The sequence below is a fragment of the Modestobacter muralis genome (genome assembly GCF_010682105.1).
GTDB classification, from domain to species: Bacteria; Actinomycetota; Actinomycetes; order Mycobacteriales; family Geodermatophilaceae; genus Modestobacter; species Modestobacter muralis.
In genome coordinates this window covers 81,677-96,166 of sequence record NZ_JAAGWH010000036.1, presented here as the reverse complement: position 1 = coordinate 96,166, position 14,490 = coordinate 81,677, and the positions used below count along the sequence as shown (strand labels likewise).

The following is a 14,490-nucleotide window of genomic DNA, read 5'->3' as shown; positions in this document are numbered from 1 at the left end:
GGCATCGACGACCAGCTCAGAGCGCATGTGGTCAGCGATCGACCAGCCGACGATGGTCCGGGTGAACACGTCCAGCACCGCGGCGCAGTAGACCTTCCCCTCAGCCGTGGGGTGCTCGGTGATGTCGGTGGCCCACAGCCGGTCGGGTGCCTCGGCGGTGAACCGGCGCTGCACCAGGTCGTCATGGACAGCCGGCAGTGGCCCGGTGCGGTGGTGCTTGCGCCGGTGGGAGACCCCGACCAGTCCGGCGGTGCGCATCAGCCGGGCCACCCGCTTGCGCCCGCACGCCAACCCGAGTCCGAGCCGGAGTTCGGCGTGCACCCGAGGCGCTCCGTAGGTCGCCCGAGAGCCGGCGTGGACCTTAGTGATCGTGCTGGTCAGGGCCGCGTCGGCGACTGCCCGCGGCGACGGCGGTCGACCAGCGAACTCATAAAACCCTGAGCGGGAGACCCGCAGAACCCGGCAGGTCACCGCGACGGGGAACCCGTCGGCGGCGAGCTCACGAACCAGCCGGAACCCTATTTTGGGTCCGGCAGCACCTCGCGAGCGAAGTAGGCAGAGGCCCGCCGGAGGATCTCGATCTCCATCTTCGCGACCCGCAGCTCCCGGCGCAGACGCACCAGCTCCACCCGCTCATCGCTGGTCGTGCCCTCGACCCGGCCGGCGTCGACGTCATCGAGCTTCATCCACCGCCGCAGACACGACTCGGCGATCCCCAGATCGTGAGCGATCTCAGCGACCGGCTTCTCTCGCTGGCGGGCCAGCTCCACGGCACGGCGACGGAACTCCAACGGCTTGGCTGCAGGCATCCAGGGCTCCTCTCCCAGGCGATTCTCGCCTCAGATCAGGTGTCCGGGAAACCGGGTCAAGCTCCATTCTCGCCTCAGATCAGGTGTCCGGGAAACCGGGTCAAGCTCCTCACGCGGTGGCCGCCTCGACGTTTCAGGGCCCGCTACTCACCGGGGCCGTCGCACACCACCTTGGTGGACGCCACTCTCCAGCGGGCCGAAGCACTCAGGAATGGGCACCTTCCGTGCGCGGGTGTGCGGATGGTGGTTGCCGGGGCCTCACCGGGCCGTATCCCTCTCCCTCCTCTCTGGATGAGGGGAACGGCTCGACACCGCCCGGTCCGTGACGCGTCCCGGCGCATTACCGGGACGCGAGGCGTGACCCCATCCCGCATCCGGAACACCGGGCTGAGGGGACACGGCATCGTCGAACAGGTCGACGTCGCATTCTTGAATGGTCATCGACACGGTTGGGGACCTCCAGCGTGGTGTGGGACCGGCGAGTGAGGCCTTCGAATCCCCGTCCCGGATCGTGCCGCAGGAGCGCGGCCTGACGGTGGTGCCCATCACTTGCGAGATGTGATCAACGACGTTCTCCGCCCGAACAGCTCCACCCGGGCGGCGGCCGAGCTGGGTTAGATGACGAAGGCCTCCGTCGACTCTGGGGCGAACAGTCCCGTCGGCTCGCACTGCCGGCGGGACAGGCCCTGCTCGTGGTGGTAGCGGAGGAACCTGGCGAGGGTCTGCTCATTCCCCTGCAGCCCGTAGGACCAGTAGTCCTCACCGAGCAGCTCCCGCGCCTCTTCCACACCCGGGACGAGCCACGGGAGCATGAACCGCAGCGCCGCGGCGTGGTATAGCTCGGCCATGGCCTGCCGCTTGGCCAGGTACAGGGCCTTGGTCAGCGTCTGCGCCACCCACGGGTACTGCTCGTACACGTCCCGGCGGACGACGACCACGTGCATGATCGGGAAGATCCCGGTGCGAGCGAAGTACTCCTTCTCAGCGGCGACCGGGTCGCGGAACAGCCGACGCACCTTCCCGCCGGGGACGAAGGACGACGGCAACCGCGGGGCATGCAACACGTCGATCTCCCCGGTGGCCAGCATCGCGGACAGGGTCTTGTCACCCGGGATCGGCTGGATGCGGATGCGGATGCGGTCGCCGAGGTCCACGGTGCGCTTCTCGATTCGGCCCGGCGACTCCTGCCCACCGGTGCGGTAGTCGACCGAGTCGACCGGCACCCCCGTACTCGTCGGCGAGGAGGCCGCGGATCCAGACGTTGGCGGTGAGCTGCCATTCCGGCGTCCCGACCACCTTGCCCCGCATGTCCACGGACTCCTCGATGCCCGCGTCGACGTTGACGAAGATGCCGGCGTGCCGGAACTGGCGCGAGGTGTACACCGGCAGGCCTACGAACGGTGGGTCGTCAAGGTCGAGGGACCTGACGTACGACGACAGCGACATCTCGGCCACCTCGAACTCGCGATGCCGCGCCATTCGGAAGAACGTCTCCTCGACGGGCAGCCTCAGATAGGTGAGGTCGATGCCGTCGGGACGGACGGTGCCCTCCTCGAGTGCGCGCCGGTCGTAGTCGCCACAGGCGAACGTCAGCTGCAGTCGGGACACGTCTCTCCTACTTTCCCGCAGCGGTCAGCTGCGCGTCCAACCGCGGGTAGACCCGCCGGGCGTTGCGCTCGAACACCTGATACCGCTGCTCGTCGGTGAGATCGACGCGGTCGAGGTAGGCCTTGGTGTCGTCCCAGTCGATTCCGGTCGCCGGGTCGCCGCCGCGAACCGCGCCCAGCATCTCCGAGGGGAAGAGGATGTTTTCCGTCGGCACCACGCGGGTCAGCAGGTCGATGCCCGGTTGGTGGTAGACGCAGGTGTCGAAGAAGATGTTGTCGATCAGGGTCGAGGGCTGCGGCCGACCCATGCGCTCGGCCAGCCCGCGGTACCGGCCCCAGTGGTAGGGCACCGCACCGCCACCGTGCGGGATCACGAAGCGCAACGAGGGGGAGCGCGTGAACAGCGACCCTTCGACGAACTGGATGAACGCCGAGGTGTCGGCGTTGAGGTAGTGCGCCCCAAGAGCGTGGAAGTTGGGGTTGCAGGACCCCGAGACGTGCACCATCGCCGGCACCTCGAGCTCCACCATCGCCTCGTACAGCGGGAACCAGTGCTCGTCGGTCAGCGGCGGGGACGTCCAGAAGCCACCGGACGGGTCAGGGTTGAGGTTGCACCCGACAAAGCCCAGCGTCTCCACGCAGCGCCGCAGGTCGACGACGGCGTCCTCCAGCGACCCGCCGGAGTCTGCGGCAGCTGGAACACGCCGGCGAAGTGCTCGGGGTACAGCCCGACGACCCGGGCGATGAGGTCGTTGCCGTCACCGCTCACGCCCGGGCAATCGCCGGATCCGGGACGTGGTGGCCCCTCCCCGAGGCCCGCGCGAAAAAAGCATCAGGTCGCCGCTGCGCACGCGCAGGACGCGAAGCTGGTTGCTCTCCACGCTCGCCCGCAGCTCGTCGTCGCTGATGACCGGCGGCTGCGGCGCCGGCAGTGACGGGTCGTCCAGGGTGGCCACCGCGCCTTCCGAAACTCTGCGAGTGCCGGGGGCTCGGTCGTGTAGTGCCCATGGCAGTCGATGATCAACGCTCATCTTCCGCGTCCACGTAGCGCAACCCGGTCCGCGCCAACCGCTCGCGCATCGAGTTGACGTCCAGGCCCAGCTCGCCGCGGGCGTACCGCTCCCGCGCCGCCGCCTCCTTCTCGCGGGCGCGCGCTGCGGCGAGCACCTGGGCGGCGGAGGGGCGCGGAACGACGACCACACCGTCGTCGTCGGCGACGACCACGTCCCCGGGCTGCACCCATTGCCCCGCGCACACCAGGCCGGCGTTGACGCTGCCGAGGGTCTCCTGACCGTGCCGAACGCGGACACGTGGCGCGACCAGACCGGAAAGCCCATCCGAGTGAGGTCCGCGACGTCCCGGACGCCGGCGTCGATGCCCAGCCCGCGCACCCCGCGGGCCTGCAGTGAGGTGGCGAGCAGGTCGCCGAAGTAGCCGGCCTCGGACGGCGACGTCGGGGTCACCATGAGGAGGTCACCTTCGGCGCACTGTTCGACGGCAACGTTAATCATCCAGTTGTCCCCCGGGGGCACGCTGACCGTGACCGCCGTCCCGGCGACGCGGGCACCGGCATAAACCGGCCGCAGCGCCGGGTCGAGGAGGTGGGTCCGGCCCTGCGCCTCGTGCACCGTGGACACCCCGCAGCGAGCCAGGCCGTCGACGACGTCCCGATCGGCGCGCCGGGGGTTGCGGACGACGACGCCGCTCATGCCGTCTCCTCACCCCACGGCAGCAGCGAGATGTGCAGCGCGTCCTCGCCGGTCTCGCCGGCCAGGGTGCGGATGGCGTGGTCGACCTCGGAGAGCCCGAAGGTGTGCGTGGCCAGTCGATCCAGCTGGTCGCCAAGGCCCATGGTGTGCCGTTCACCGCCGTGCCAGCCTTCCTGGTGCGCGGGGTTCCACCACGGGGCGATCCAGGTGGCTGAAGGGTCCGACGTACGGACGCCATCGGACCTGGCCGGCCGGAGGGTGGCGGTGAACCGGGCCTACACGGTGACCACCGGCGTCTGGGCCCGAGCGATCCTGCAGGACGACTAACCTCAGGTCTGTTGGTCCGACCATGCTCCGCTCCGGATGACCACCGGCCGGGCCAACAATCGTCCGGCCGAACCCGCTACGACCGAGGCGAGGCGACCGCGTGAGCGAGCTCAAGCTGAGGACAGCCACCCGCACTCAGGGCGACAACGAGGCCTTGAAGACCGGGGATGTGAGGCCCGACGGCTTCCGCTTTGATTTCGTGGAGGTGCCCGTTCTCGTCCAGGGCTTCCGTCGGATGGTCCGGACCCTGGAGTTCGACGTCTGCGAGATGGCACTGACGACCTACCAGTACAACGTCGACCTCAGCCGGATCACCTGGGTGCTTTCCGGCGACGAGCACGTCGAGGCCTCCCGACCCCCGGACAACGTCGTGCCGATAGAGCCGGGCTCGTCCCTGGAGGAACTGCTGCGCCGCGGCGACCTGGCGGCCGTGATCGGCGCCGACATCGACGCACCCGACGTCGTCCCGCTGATCCCGGACTCGGCCGAGGCCGGTCTGTGAGCGCTGCAGGCGCATGGCCTCTACCCGATCAACCACCTCGTGGTGGTTCGCGACGACCTGCTCCACGAGCACCCCCAGCTCGGCCCGGCGGTCTTCGACGCATTCGCCCGCGCCAAGGGGGTCTATGTCGAACGGCTCCGGTCGGGGGCGATCGAGGCCCTGACCGCGAACGACCGGATGTACCAGCGGGTCATGCAGATCACCGGGGCCGACCCACCGTCGTCCTTTCGCCCGCCGACGCGACCGGGACGGGCGCCGTAGCGCGCATCAACCGGGTCGCTTTGGTCAGTCCGTCAAACCAGAGTCTAAGCGGAGTGGCCAGCGTCAAGTACGGCATAGCTCAAGGTCCCCGGCGGAGCACGAGAACCTTGCGCGAGCTGCCGACCGGTAGGTGAACATCGGCCCTGCCCCCGCAGCGGCCGAGCAGGCCAGGTGCCGCGGCAAGCTGGCGTGCGTTAGCGGCCTGGTGCAAGTGCCATGCCCACCGCGCCTTTCCGGCTGCTGCACCACTGAACCAGGGGCTGCCGCTACCGCGGCGACGGAGGCCGCCGACGGGACGGCGCGGGGGCACGGCCGGTGGGGCGCAAGACTGTTGATCCTCCCCCCGGTACCCGAAGCCTAAGATGGGGACGTGGTGATGCCTGGAACGCCTACCGCCTTCACCAAGGGAGTGGTGGTGCCGGGCACCGGCGACCTGCTCAGCCGGGTCAGCATCGGCCGCATCTCCGAGGTGATCGTCGACCAAGTCCGGATGCTCATCCGCCAGGGCCAACTCGTCGCCGGCAACCGACTGCCCTCAGAGCGCGAGCTGTGCGAGCGGTTCGGCGTGAGCCGGGTGACCGTCCGCGAGGCGCTCCGAGTGCTGGAGGCCAACGGACTAGTCGAGATCCGGGTCGGCGCGCGCGGCGGCGCCTTCGTGACCGCCCCAAGCAGCCGACTCGTGGGCGAGGGCATCGTCGACCTCATCTCACTGGCAACGATCTCCGCCGTGGAGGTCACCGAGGCGCGGATGGTGTTCGAGCTGGGAATCGTCCCCCTGGTGTGCGAACGCGCCACCGAAGCAGACATCTCCGCCCTCTACCAGATCTGCGACCAGAGTCGCGCCGCCCTGGAGGGCGACTACCCCCTCGAGCTTTCCGCGGCATGGCACACCCGGTACGCCGCAGCGGCCCACAACCGCGCGGTCTCGATGCTCGTCGAGTCGCTCCACGAGCCGCTGGTTCGCTCGTTGGAGCGCGCCCGCAAGACCGCGCCGACGCACGGCCGCCACGGCGTCGAGGAGCACCGGCTGCTGGTGGACGCCATCACCGAGCGCGACGTCGAGGCGGCTACCGAGTTGATGCGCACACACCTGCGCCGGACGGCGGACCGGGTGGCGACGACCGAGGACAGCGTCCTGTCAGAGTGACGCGGCGGCGCCCGGCCTAGGACGCGCGAGTTCCGCCCGTCGAGATCAGCAGGTCGGTGACGCGCCGAGCCCATTCCGCCGCAGCGGGCTCTGAGGCGATACGACGTCGCCGTCCGACATCGCCCGGATCGGGTTGCTAAAGGGGAGCCGGTCGGCCGAGCGCTCGTTCACCCGGTGATCCCTCGTAGCAAGGTTCAAAGTGGCGGGGGCGCTTGCCGAACCCCTTTGATGCCTCCTCGAAGGCGCGCTCGAACGCCGCACGGTCCACGGCCGGGCTGTACCCCTTCAGGAAGGCCCGATCGTCCCGGATCCAGCCACCGATGATGTTTTCCCCGATGTCCAGAAGATCGCCTGCCGTTCCAGCCGTAGGACTCCAGCAACTGGTCCCCACCCCAGCCCTTGAGCACGGCGGCCCGCTTCCAGCTGAGATTTGACCGCATCTTAAAGGCCGTTGTTGAGACCGAAGCCGCCGTAGGGCGGATGCGTGTGGGCGGCGTCGCCTGCGATGACGGCTGAACCCCTGGACCAGGAGTTGCGACTCGAAGGGATCGCGGACCGGGCGGTGGAGTACGCCGACCGTGGGGTTATCGACCAACTGCGCCTGGCCGCCGTCACCCATGACCTACGACTGGAAGACTTCGCCGGCAGCGGTGCGCACGGAGGGAAGATGACGCTCACCACTTACCACAAGGCAAAAGGGCGCGAATGGGACGTCGTCCTGATGCCAGGACTTGTGGACGGAATCTTACCCGCGAGGCCATGGTTCAAGGAAGACCTTACTGCGCTGGAATTTGCCGAAGAGCGCCGGTCGTTCTATGTCGGCCTTACGCGAGCACGCGCGGCTGTTGTTCTGATTCACGGAACACACTGGTTCGAAACGAACAAGTATGGTCGTCGATTTCGCAAGTCGTACGGCTCGGGAACGTCGCCATTCATGCTGGATGTTTTGAAGCATTTGTCTACTAGCTAGTAGGCAATTCGCGGTTTCGGCGAAGCCGTCGGCCGTCCGACGGTACGAACGGGGGCCGTCGGCGAGCTATGTCGGAACGTGAGGCGACCAACGCAAGCGTGTGCGAGTTGCACACCTGTAGATGTTCATCCGTCATTTTCGAGGACGGACAAGGGCTGTGTTCGACGTACCCCTATTGACGACTTTCGCCCTCTCGACGCCGCGGCCGACGCTGGGGTTGCGCCCTGGCTGCCCGGACCCGACCGCGCGCACGCGTCAAACGTATGGGCGGACGGCTGCCACGACCCTCGTGGGAGGCGCGGGGCGGGGTGCCATTGAAGCTGGTGCAAATGGCACTAACAGGCCACGGCAGCTCGAGCTGCGCCTCCGTGCCTTCGCCTGCCCGGCGTAAGGGCGCCGAGCACGAACAAGTGGCTCGGGTCCCCGCCGAACGGCGGCCGCGCCCCGCGACGGCACTGCGGTCGCTGTCGACCGCGGCGCCTCCGACACGATGCCCGGCCGTCGAAGACCTCATTGGCGCCACCGAGCACGCTGAGCGCAAAATACCTCGGCTGTCTCCCTGACCTACCCAACGGCCAAGATCATGATGGACACACCTCTTGCACCGGGGACGATCTTGACGCGGGACAGGCGTCCATAGCGTCAGTTCGTGATGACCCTCCACAAGCTCACGGCCGGGGACGGATACACGTATCTGACCCGCCAGGTGGCTGCGCACGACGCGACCGAGCAGCAGTTCGGGAGCCTCGGGCAGTACTACAGCGACAAGGGCGAGGCGCCGGGCATCTGGATGGGCCGCGGCCTTGCCGGTGTGCCGGACTTTCCGGTCGGCAGCACGGTCACCGAAGCGCAGATGCTGGCGCTGTTCGGCCAGGGACGTCACCCCAACGCCGACCAGATCCAGCGGGCCGCTCAGCTGGCGGGCATGGCTCCGGAGGGGGTCGATCAGGCCAGCCGTCTCGGCAAGCCATACCTGGTCTTCGAGCAGGCGAACGAGTTCCGCCGTCGGAGCGCCATCGAGTTCCGCGAGTACAACTCCGCCCGGGGGCTGGCGGCCGTCACCCCGGTGCCGGCTGAGGAGCGCGCCCGCATCCGCACCGCCCTGGCCAGGACGATGTTCGTCGAGAGCTACGACCGTCCTCCGCTCGATGCCCGGGAGCTGTCCGGCCACCTGGCTCGGATTTCCCGGCAGGCCACCACGGCGGTCGCCGGCTACGACCTCACCTTCAGTCCGGTGAAGAGCGTCTCGACGCTCTGGGCGATCGCTCACCGTGAGATCGCGACGGTCATCGAGCAGGCGCATGCCGACGCCGTCGCCGACACCCTCGCCTGGCTGGAAGACCACGTGGCCTACACGCGCACCGGCCATCAAGGGGTGGCCCAGGTGGACGTCCGCGGACTGATCGCGGCGTCGTTCACCCACCGCGACTCGCGCGCCGGCGACCCCGACCTCCATACGCACGTGGCGATCAGCAACAAGGTGCAGACCCTCGACGGTCGGTGGCTGGCGCTGGACGGCCGACCGCTACACAAGAACGTCGTCGCCGCCTCCGAGCGCTACAACACCCGGCTGGAGGCGCTGCTGGTCGATCGGCTCGGCGTGCGCTTCGCCGACCGGCCCGGCACCGACACCGACACCGGCAAGCGCCCCGTGCGGGAGATCGTCGGAGTCGACGGGCCACTCCCCCGGTTCTGGTCGTCAAGGCGCACCGTCATCGACACGCGACGGGCAGTGCTCTCCGCGCAGTTCCAGTTGGACCACGGCCGGCCGCCGACGATGAAGGAGTCCGTGGCACTGGCCCAGCAAGCCAACTTGGAGACACGCCAGTCCAAGCACGAGCCACGCTCGTATGCCCAGCAGCGAGCCAGCTGGCGGACCGAAGCCTTGGCCGTGCTCGGTGGGGATGATCGGTTGAAGAGCTACCTGGCCGGCGTCTTCCGCGGGGAGTCCCCTCGCAAGGCACAACCAGCGACCGACGCGTGGGTCAACGAGACCGCCGCAATGCTGCTGTCGGTGGTGGCGAGCGCCCGTGCCACCTGGCGAGAGAGCCACGTCCGCGCCGAGGCTGAACGGCGGACCCGCGCCGCTGGGATCACGCTGCCTGACGTCGACCGTGCCGTGGACGCGATCGTCGCTGCGGCCCTGTCACCCCGGCTGTCCATCCAGCTGGGCGCACAGGAGCCGGTCGCAGAACCGGCCGCGCTTCGTCGCTCCGACGGCACATCCGTGTTCACCGTCGCCGGATCGGCGCGCTACACCTCGAGCGAGGTCCTCACCGCCGAACGAGCCGTGCTCGCGGGCGCCCGCCGGCGCGACGGACGTGTCACCCCAGCTTCGTCGGTTGACCTGGCGCTGCTCGAGTCGGTTGCCAACGGGGTGGAGCTCAACCCGGGTCAGGCGCAGCTGGTCCACGAGCTGGCGACATCCGGGGCACGAGTGCAGCTGGCCCTGGCACCAGCGGGCACCGGCAAGACCACCGCGCTGCGTGCGCTTGCCGCGGCCTGGCGCGCGGGCGGAGGCACCGTCGTGGGCCTGGCCCCCTCAGCCGCGGCCAGCGCGGTCCTGCGCGAGCAGCTCGGCGCCGATACTGACACCCTCGCCAAGCTGGTCCATGCGGTGACCAATGGCCCCGACGTCCCGAGCTGGGTGACGTCCATCGGCCCGGACACGCTCGTCGTCGTCGACGAGGCCGGCATGGCCAGCACCCCCGACCTGGCCCGGATGGTCGAGTTCGTCGTCGACGCCGGTGGATCGGTACGGCTGGTTGGCGACGACCGGCAGCTGGCCGCCATCGGCGCCGGTGGACTCCTGCGCGACCTCGCCGCCAGCCACGGCGCGGTGAGCCTGACCCAGGTGGTCCGCTTCACCGACCCGGACACCGGCGCGCCCAATCATGCCGAGGGCGCGGCCTCGCTGGCCCTGCGCGATGGGGACCCGGCAGCGTTGGCCTACTACATCGACCACGGTCGGGTGCACGTCGGTGATCTCCCCACCGTCACCGACGGTGCCTACACCGCCTGGGCGGCAGACCGGGCCGCCGGCCGGGACGCCATCATGCTGGCGCCCACCAGAGACCTCGTCGCCGAGCTGAACAACCGGGCCCGCGACGAGCGGCTGGCCCGGTTGCCCGCCCCCGCCGGTCCCGAGGTCGGACTGGCCGACGCAGGGCGCGCCTCGGCCGGCGATGCGGTGATCACCCGCCGCAATGAGCGGACCCTCCCGATCGGTGCCACGGACTGGGTGAAGAACGGCGACCGGTGGACCGTCACCGAGGTCCATGCCTCCGGTGCCCTCGGGGTGGTCCATCGCCGCACCGGGCGGCACGTCACCCTCCCGGCCGACTACGTGCGCGAACACGTCACCCTGGGCTACGCCACCACCGTGCACGGTGCCCAGGGCGTCACCGCTGACAGCTGCTACGCCATCGCCACCGGCGCGGAATCCCGCCAGCTGCTCTACGTGGCCCTCACCCGAGGCCGCCACGCCAACCACGTCTTCCTCCCGGTTGCCGGCGACGGCCACCCGCACGGCCTGGTCACCCGGGACGCGCTGCTGCCGCCGACCGCCGTTGACCTCCTCAGCCGAGTCCTCGCTCGGGACGACGCCCCGACCTCAGCCACGAGCACGGTCCAGGAGCTGGTCGATCCGGCAACTCAGCTCCACGACAGTGCCGGCCGCTACCGCCATGCACTCACCGTCGCGGCCGAGGAACGTCTCGGCTCCGCGGGGCTCGCCGCCATCGACACTGCCGCCGACGCTGCAGTGGCTGGACTGACTGCCCAGGACGCCTACCCCGTGCTCCGTGCGCACCTGGCCCTCTGCGCCGTCGCCGGCCGCGATCCCGCCCAGGTGCTGCGGGAAGTGCTGGCCGCACCACGCGGGCTGGACGACGCACGTGATGTCGCGGCCGTCCTGGACTGGCGCATCGATCCCACCGGGCGCCACTCGACCGGTGCGGGACCGCTCCCCTGGCTGCCGACCGTCCCCGAACCGCTGAGCGGCGACCTCGCGTGGGGGCCCTACCTCGACGACCGCGCCGACAGAGTCACTGATCTCGCTTCCGCAGTGGCTGCACTCGCCCGCAGCTGGACGCCGGCCAGCGCACCGTTGTGGGCACGCCCGCTCCTCGACCGGGACGTTGCCCTCGTCGCCGACCTCGCCGTGTGGCGCTCGGCTCACGGCATTGAGGACGCCGACCGCCGTCCCACGGGCCCGGCCCTCCCCGCAGCCGCTGATGCGCGAAGCCAGCGCAGGCTTGACGCCCGCGTCGCCCATGTACTGGGCGAGCCCGGCACGGTCGCCACACGGTGGACGTCGCTGGTCGACCCCATCGACCCCCGGATCGCCGCCGACCCCTACTGGCCCGTCCTGGCCGAGCGACTCAGCACCGCCGAACGCGCCGGCATCGACGTCGCCGCGCTCGTGCGGACGACGACCAGCCGTGCCCTCCCGGACGAGCAGCCAGCGGCTGCGCTCTGGTGGCGGCTGACCAGCCACCTGTCCCCCGCCGTGCTGGCCGCCGACTCAGCATCGGCGAGGACGTTGCGCCCGGGCTGGACGTCCGGCCTCTCCGCGGTCGTCGGCAACGTGGCCGCTGATCGCGTGGTCACCGATCCCCAGTGGCCTGCGCTGGTTGCGGCCGTCGGCCGGGGCAGTGATGGCGGCTGGGAGCCAGCGCAGTTGCTGTCCACCGCGTACGACCTCCTGCGCGCAGGGCAACCGGACGACGACTCGCCACTCCCCCATGAGCTGACGACCGCCCTGCTCTGGCGGATCGGCCTGCTCATTGAGCCGATCCCCGCTGCAGGTGCCGGTACGCCCGTGCCAACCGTCCTCGATCAACCGCCCGCCTCGCACGATGCATCCGGTGCGGACTGGATGGTCGGCCTCGCCGAACCCGATGACACCGAGCACGCACCCGAACCGCTCGACAACGACCCGGGAGAGCCCGCTGCCACCGAGTCCGTCGATGAGGTCGGCTCGTCAGGGGTCGCCCGGAAACGGCTCCTCGAGCTCAATCAGCAGGCAGCGACCTTCTTCACGGCCGCGTACCAGGGTTCGTGGGCACCGGCCTACCTGACCGACCGGCTCGGCAGCGACCTCATCGACGACGAACGGTTCACCGTCGGTTACGCACCCACCGGCTGGACCAGCCTGACGGACCACCTCCGCGACCTGGGTGCCAGCGACGACGAGATCGTGGCCGCCGGCCTGGGGAGTCACGCCTCCACCGGTCACGTCATCGACCGCTTCCGCGACCGGATCGTCTTCGCCATTCGGGACGGCGACGAGATCCCCGGCTGGATCGGCCGCCGCAACCCCGCCCACGACGGCGAAGGCGCCAAGCCCGTGCCCAAGTACCTCAACACCGCCGAGACCGACCTGTTCATCAAGGGCAATGAGCTGTACGGCCTCACCGAAGGCGCGTCGGCCCTGGCGGACGGTGCGACGCCGGTGCTGGTCGAGGGCCCTCTGGACACGCTGGCCGTCACCCTCGCCGGCGAGGGGGAGTTCGTCGGCATCGCTCCGCTGGGTGTCGCCTTCACCGACGCGCAAGCCGACCGGCTGCGCCCTTTGATCGGCGATGGCCGTCCACAGGTCATCGTCGCCACCGACGCGGATCCCGCCGGACAGCTCGCCGCCGACCGCATCTTCTGGCAGCTCACCGAGCGAGGTGCCGACCCACGCCATCTCGCCGTCCCGAACGGCAAGGACCCGGCCGAGCTGCTGGAGACGGCCGGCGCCGCCGTTCTTCGTCGAGCCCTCGCGGACTCAGCCAGCCTGGCCAGTGAGCTCATCGACGCACGTATCGACGCCTATGCCGACCGGCTGGACACGGTCGAAGGCCAGGTCCTCGCCACCCGCCGAGCAACCGAGGTCATCGCCGCGCTGCCCACTGACAGCTGGCCGCGACACCTGACCGACGTCGTGGTGCACACCGGGGTAGCACCGGGCATCGCGCTGTCCGAGGTCTTCGACGCAGCGCGCGGTATCCGCGTCGCCCCCGGACGACAAGGATCGGGGGACGTCGGCTCCACAGCCGGCTCAGAGCAGCCAGCCTCGTCGGATGCCGGATGGACCGCTGGAAGGGGGCAGCCCGCGGGAGCGCTCACAATCGCCCTCGAAGCAGCGCAACGCTCAGCCGTCGGTGTGCGCCCCCCGGCTAGGCAAGGGGTGCGACAGCGAAGGTGACGCTGGGACGATCAGGTCGCGTCACAGTCCCTTGAGCGCACCCCGCCGGCGTGTTGTCCCCGCCCAGCCACACCGGTCAGTTGCGGCAGGCCGGCTCGCGTCCCGCACGCCGCAGGCAATGGTGCGCAGACCTACGCTCACCACAGCCTCCGCCGGTCCCCCGTGCCGGCGGGAGGCCCTGACAGCGCCTGTCGCAGTCGCAGCCCATGGAGACAGCCTGCAGCAGCGAGGTGCCGTTGCTGAGGGCTGACTCCGCCGCGCGGATCACGGCCTGGCTGCCACCAGGGCGGACACCGTGCTGGTGGTCTGCAGGTGCTCGCCGAGCTGCGGGTCGAGCCGGCTGGCCAAGCCGAACAGGTCGGCGAACCGACCCGCGACGTCCAGAGTCAGCACGGGTTCGTGATGCGCCACGCGATTGCGGAGATCGTGCAGGCGGCCGACCGGTCCGTCGACGTGAGCGGCGCGGTCGGTGCCCCGCGGAAAGGCATGGTGCAACGCGGGCACCCACAGCGTCTTCTCGTGTGCAGCCGAGCTGAGGTAGCGCCAGAAGCCGAACATCAGCTCGGCGACGACCTTCCCTGGCCGGGCCTGCGGGCCACCGGCGTTTCCGATCGCCTGGCGCAGGTCGTCCCGCGGTCGCTCGTTGACGTCGACCCGCCGGCGGCCCCGGGTGCGATAGACCGGTGCGAACACGGTCTCCCCGGCCAGGGTCCAGTGCGGCGGGCCAGGCCACCGCTCGGACAGTGCTCGGTCGTAGGCGTTGCGCAGCCCGACCTCGACGTGGGCCAGGTCGTGCAGCAGCGCCGCGCTGATTTGGGCGTTCCACTCGTACAGCGCCAGGGCCCGCCCCCGGTCACCGTCAGCCGCAGCCAGGTAGACCGAGAAGCGTGGAACGCTCAGCCAGCGCTCCACCCAGCCGCCAGCCGGTGACGCCCCTGGCGAGGTCGGGGCTGTCATCACGCTTC

15 protein-coding genes and 1 pseudogene are annotated in these 14,490 nt (G+C 70.0%); 5 read left to right on the top strand and 11 right to left on the bottom strand.

Going from position 1 to position 14,490, the window contains the following annotated elements:
- The 9 genes and pseudogenes from GCU67_RS13550 to GCU67_RS13525 all read right to left on the bottom strand — a co-directional run.
- On the bottom strand, positions 1 to 471 hold a 471-nt coding region (locus GCU67_RS13550), incomplete at its 3' end, for an IS3 family transposase (protein ID WP_338105001.1).
- 47 nt (positions 472 to 518) lie between these two features.
- A complete protein-coding gene (locus GCU67_RS13545; RefSeq protein WP_163611740.1) occupies positions 519 to 809 on the bottom strand; it encodes a transposase in 291 nt (96 codons plus the stop codon).
- A gap of 614 nt (positions 810 to 1,423) precedes the next feature.
- Entirely contained in the window at positions 1,424 to 1,963 is a 540-nt protein-coding gene (locus GCU67_RS21390) for a type 2 periplasmic-binding domain-containing protein (RefSeq protein WP_211661347.1), read from the bottom strand.
- Complete coding sequence (locus GCU67_RS21385; RefSeq protein ID WP_211661346.1) at positions 1,914 to 2,417, bottom strand: hypothetical protein; 504 nt, start codon at positions 2,415 to 2,417, stop codon at positions 1,914 to 1,916. Before GCU67_RS21385 ends, GCU67_RS21390 begins: the two co-directional genes overlap by 50 nt.
- A 7-nt stretch (positions 2,418 to 2,424) precedes the next feature.
- Positions 2,425 to 3,087, bottom strand: a complete 663-nt coding sequence (locus GCU67_RS13535; RefSeq protein WP_246215111.1) for an amidohydrolase family protein — start codon at positions 3,085 to 3,087, stop codon at positions 2,425 to 2,427.
- An 87-nt stretch (positions 3,088 to 3,174) separates the two neighbouring features.
- Complete coding sequence (locus GCU67_RS21380; RefSeq protein WP_211661345.1) at positions 3,175 to 3,372, bottom strand: hypothetical protein; 198 nt, start codon at positions 3,370 to 3,372, stop codon at positions 3,175 to 3,177.
- A gap of 64 nt (positions 3,373 to 3,436) precedes the next feature.
- Positions 3,437 to 3,655 carry a hypothetical protein gene (locus GCU67_RS22475; protein WP_338105003.1) on the bottom strand — a complete coding sequence of 73 codons (219 nt, stop codon included), beginning with the start codon at positions 3,653 to 3,655 and terminating at the stop codon, positions 3,437 to 3,439.
- Between the two features lie 95 nt (positions 3,656 to 3,750).
- Positions 3,751 to 4,125 (bottom strand): annotated as a pseudogene (locus GCU67_RS22470) (4-carboxy-4-hydroxy-2-oxoadipate aldolase/oxaloacetate decarboxylase); the annotation flags it as partial.
- On the bottom strand, positions 4,122 to 4,268 hold the full coding sequence (locus GCU67_RS13525; RefSeq protein ID WP_163611739.1) for a hypothetical protein: 147 nt from the start codon (positions 4,266 to 4,268) through the stop codon (positions 4,122 to 4,124). The gene GCU67_RS13525 and the pseudogene GCU67_RS22470, both read right to left, overlap by 4 nt.
- Before the next feature lie 284 nt (positions 4,269 to 4,552).
- On the opposite strand from GCU67_RS13525, the gene GCU67_RS13520 reads away from it, so the two are divergent.
- From GCU67_RS13520 to GCU67_RS13510, 3 genes are all read left to right on the top strand, one after another.
- The gene (locus tag GCU67_RS13520; protein WP_163611738.1) at positions 4,553 to 4,954 is read left to right on the top strand and encodes a hypothetical protein; all 402 of its coding nucleotides are present in this window, start codon (positions 4,553 to 4,555) and stop codon (positions 4,952 to 4,954) included.
- 39 nt (positions 4,955 to 4,993) lie between these two features.
- Complete coding sequence (locus GCU67_RS13515) at positions 4,994 to 5,215, top strand: hypothetical protein (protein WP_163611737.1); 222 nt, start codon at positions 4,994 to 4,996, stop codon at positions 5,213 to 5,215.
- Positions 5,216 to 5,630: 415 nt separating this feature from the next.
- Positions 5,631 to 6,362 (top strand): FadR/GntR family transcriptional regulator, encoded by a 732-nt coding sequence (locus tag GCU67_RS13510; RefSeq protein ID WP_211661344.1) that lies wholly within the window; start codon positions 5,631 to 5,633, stop codon positions 6,360 to 6,362.
- A 441-nt stretch (positions 6,363 to 6,803) separates the two neighbouring features.
- Here the strand turns inward: GCU67_RS13510 and GCU67_RS23040 are convergent, their stop codons facing one another.
- Complete coding sequence (locus GCU67_RS23040; protein ID WP_420846354.1) at positions 6,804 to 6,869, bottom strand: FAD-dependent monooxygenase; 66 nt, start codon at positions 6,867 to 6,869, stop codon at positions 6,804 to 6,806.
- On the opposite strand from GCU67_RS23040, the gene GCU67_RS13500 reads away from it, so the two are divergent.
- Positions 6,868 to 7,332 carry a 3'-5' exonuclease gene (locus GCU67_RS13500; RefSeq protein WP_211661343.1) on the top strand — a complete coding sequence of 155 codons (465 nt, stop codon included), beginning with the start codon at positions 6,868 to 6,870 and terminating at the stop codon, positions 7,330 to 7,332. The two genes, GCU67_RS23040 and GCU67_RS13500, sit on opposite strands and share 2 nt — an antisense overlap.
- Positions 7,333 to 7,984: 652 nt before the next feature.
- Entirely contained in the window at positions 7,985 to 13,525 is a 5,541-nt protein-coding gene (mobF, locus tag GCU67_RS13495; protein WP_211661366.1) for a MobF family relaxase, read from the top strand.
- A 264-nt stretch (positions 13,526 to 13,789) separates the two neighbouring features.
- On the opposite strand, the gene GCU67_RS13490 is transcribed toward mobF, so the two are convergent.
- Positions 13,790 to 14,482 carry a hypothetical protein gene (locus GCU67_RS13490; protein WP_211661342.1) on the bottom strand — a complete coding sequence of 231 codons (693 nt, stop codon included), beginning with the start codon at positions 14,480 to 14,482 and terminating at the stop codon, positions 13,790 to 13,792.
- Between the last annotated feature and the right edge of the window lie 8 nt (positions 14,483 to 14,490).

What these genes read in the sequence shown, in the direction of transcription:
- GCU67_RS13545 (WP_163611740.1), bottom strand. Translation starts at nt 809, where the DNA reads ATGCCTGCAGCCAAGCCGTTGGAGTTCCGTCGCCGTGCCGTGGAGCTG.
- GCU67_RS13525 (WP_163611739.1), bottom strand. Translation starts at nt 4,268, where the DNA reads ATGGGCCTTGGCGACCAGCTGGATCGACTGGCCACGCACACCTTCGGG.
- GCU67_RS13500 (WP_211661343.1), top strand. Translation starts at nt 6,868, where the DNA reads ATGACGGCTGAACCCCTGGACCAGGAGTTGCGACTCGAAGGGATCGCG.
- mobF (WP_211661366.1), top strand. Translation starts at nt 7,985, where the DNA reads ATGACCCTCCACAAGCTCACGGCCGGGGACGGATACACGTATCTGACC.
- GCU67_RS13490 (WP_211661342.1), bottom strand. Translation starts at nt 14,482, where the DNA reads ATGACAGCCCCGACCTCGCCAGGGGCGTCACCGGCTGGCGGCTGGGTG.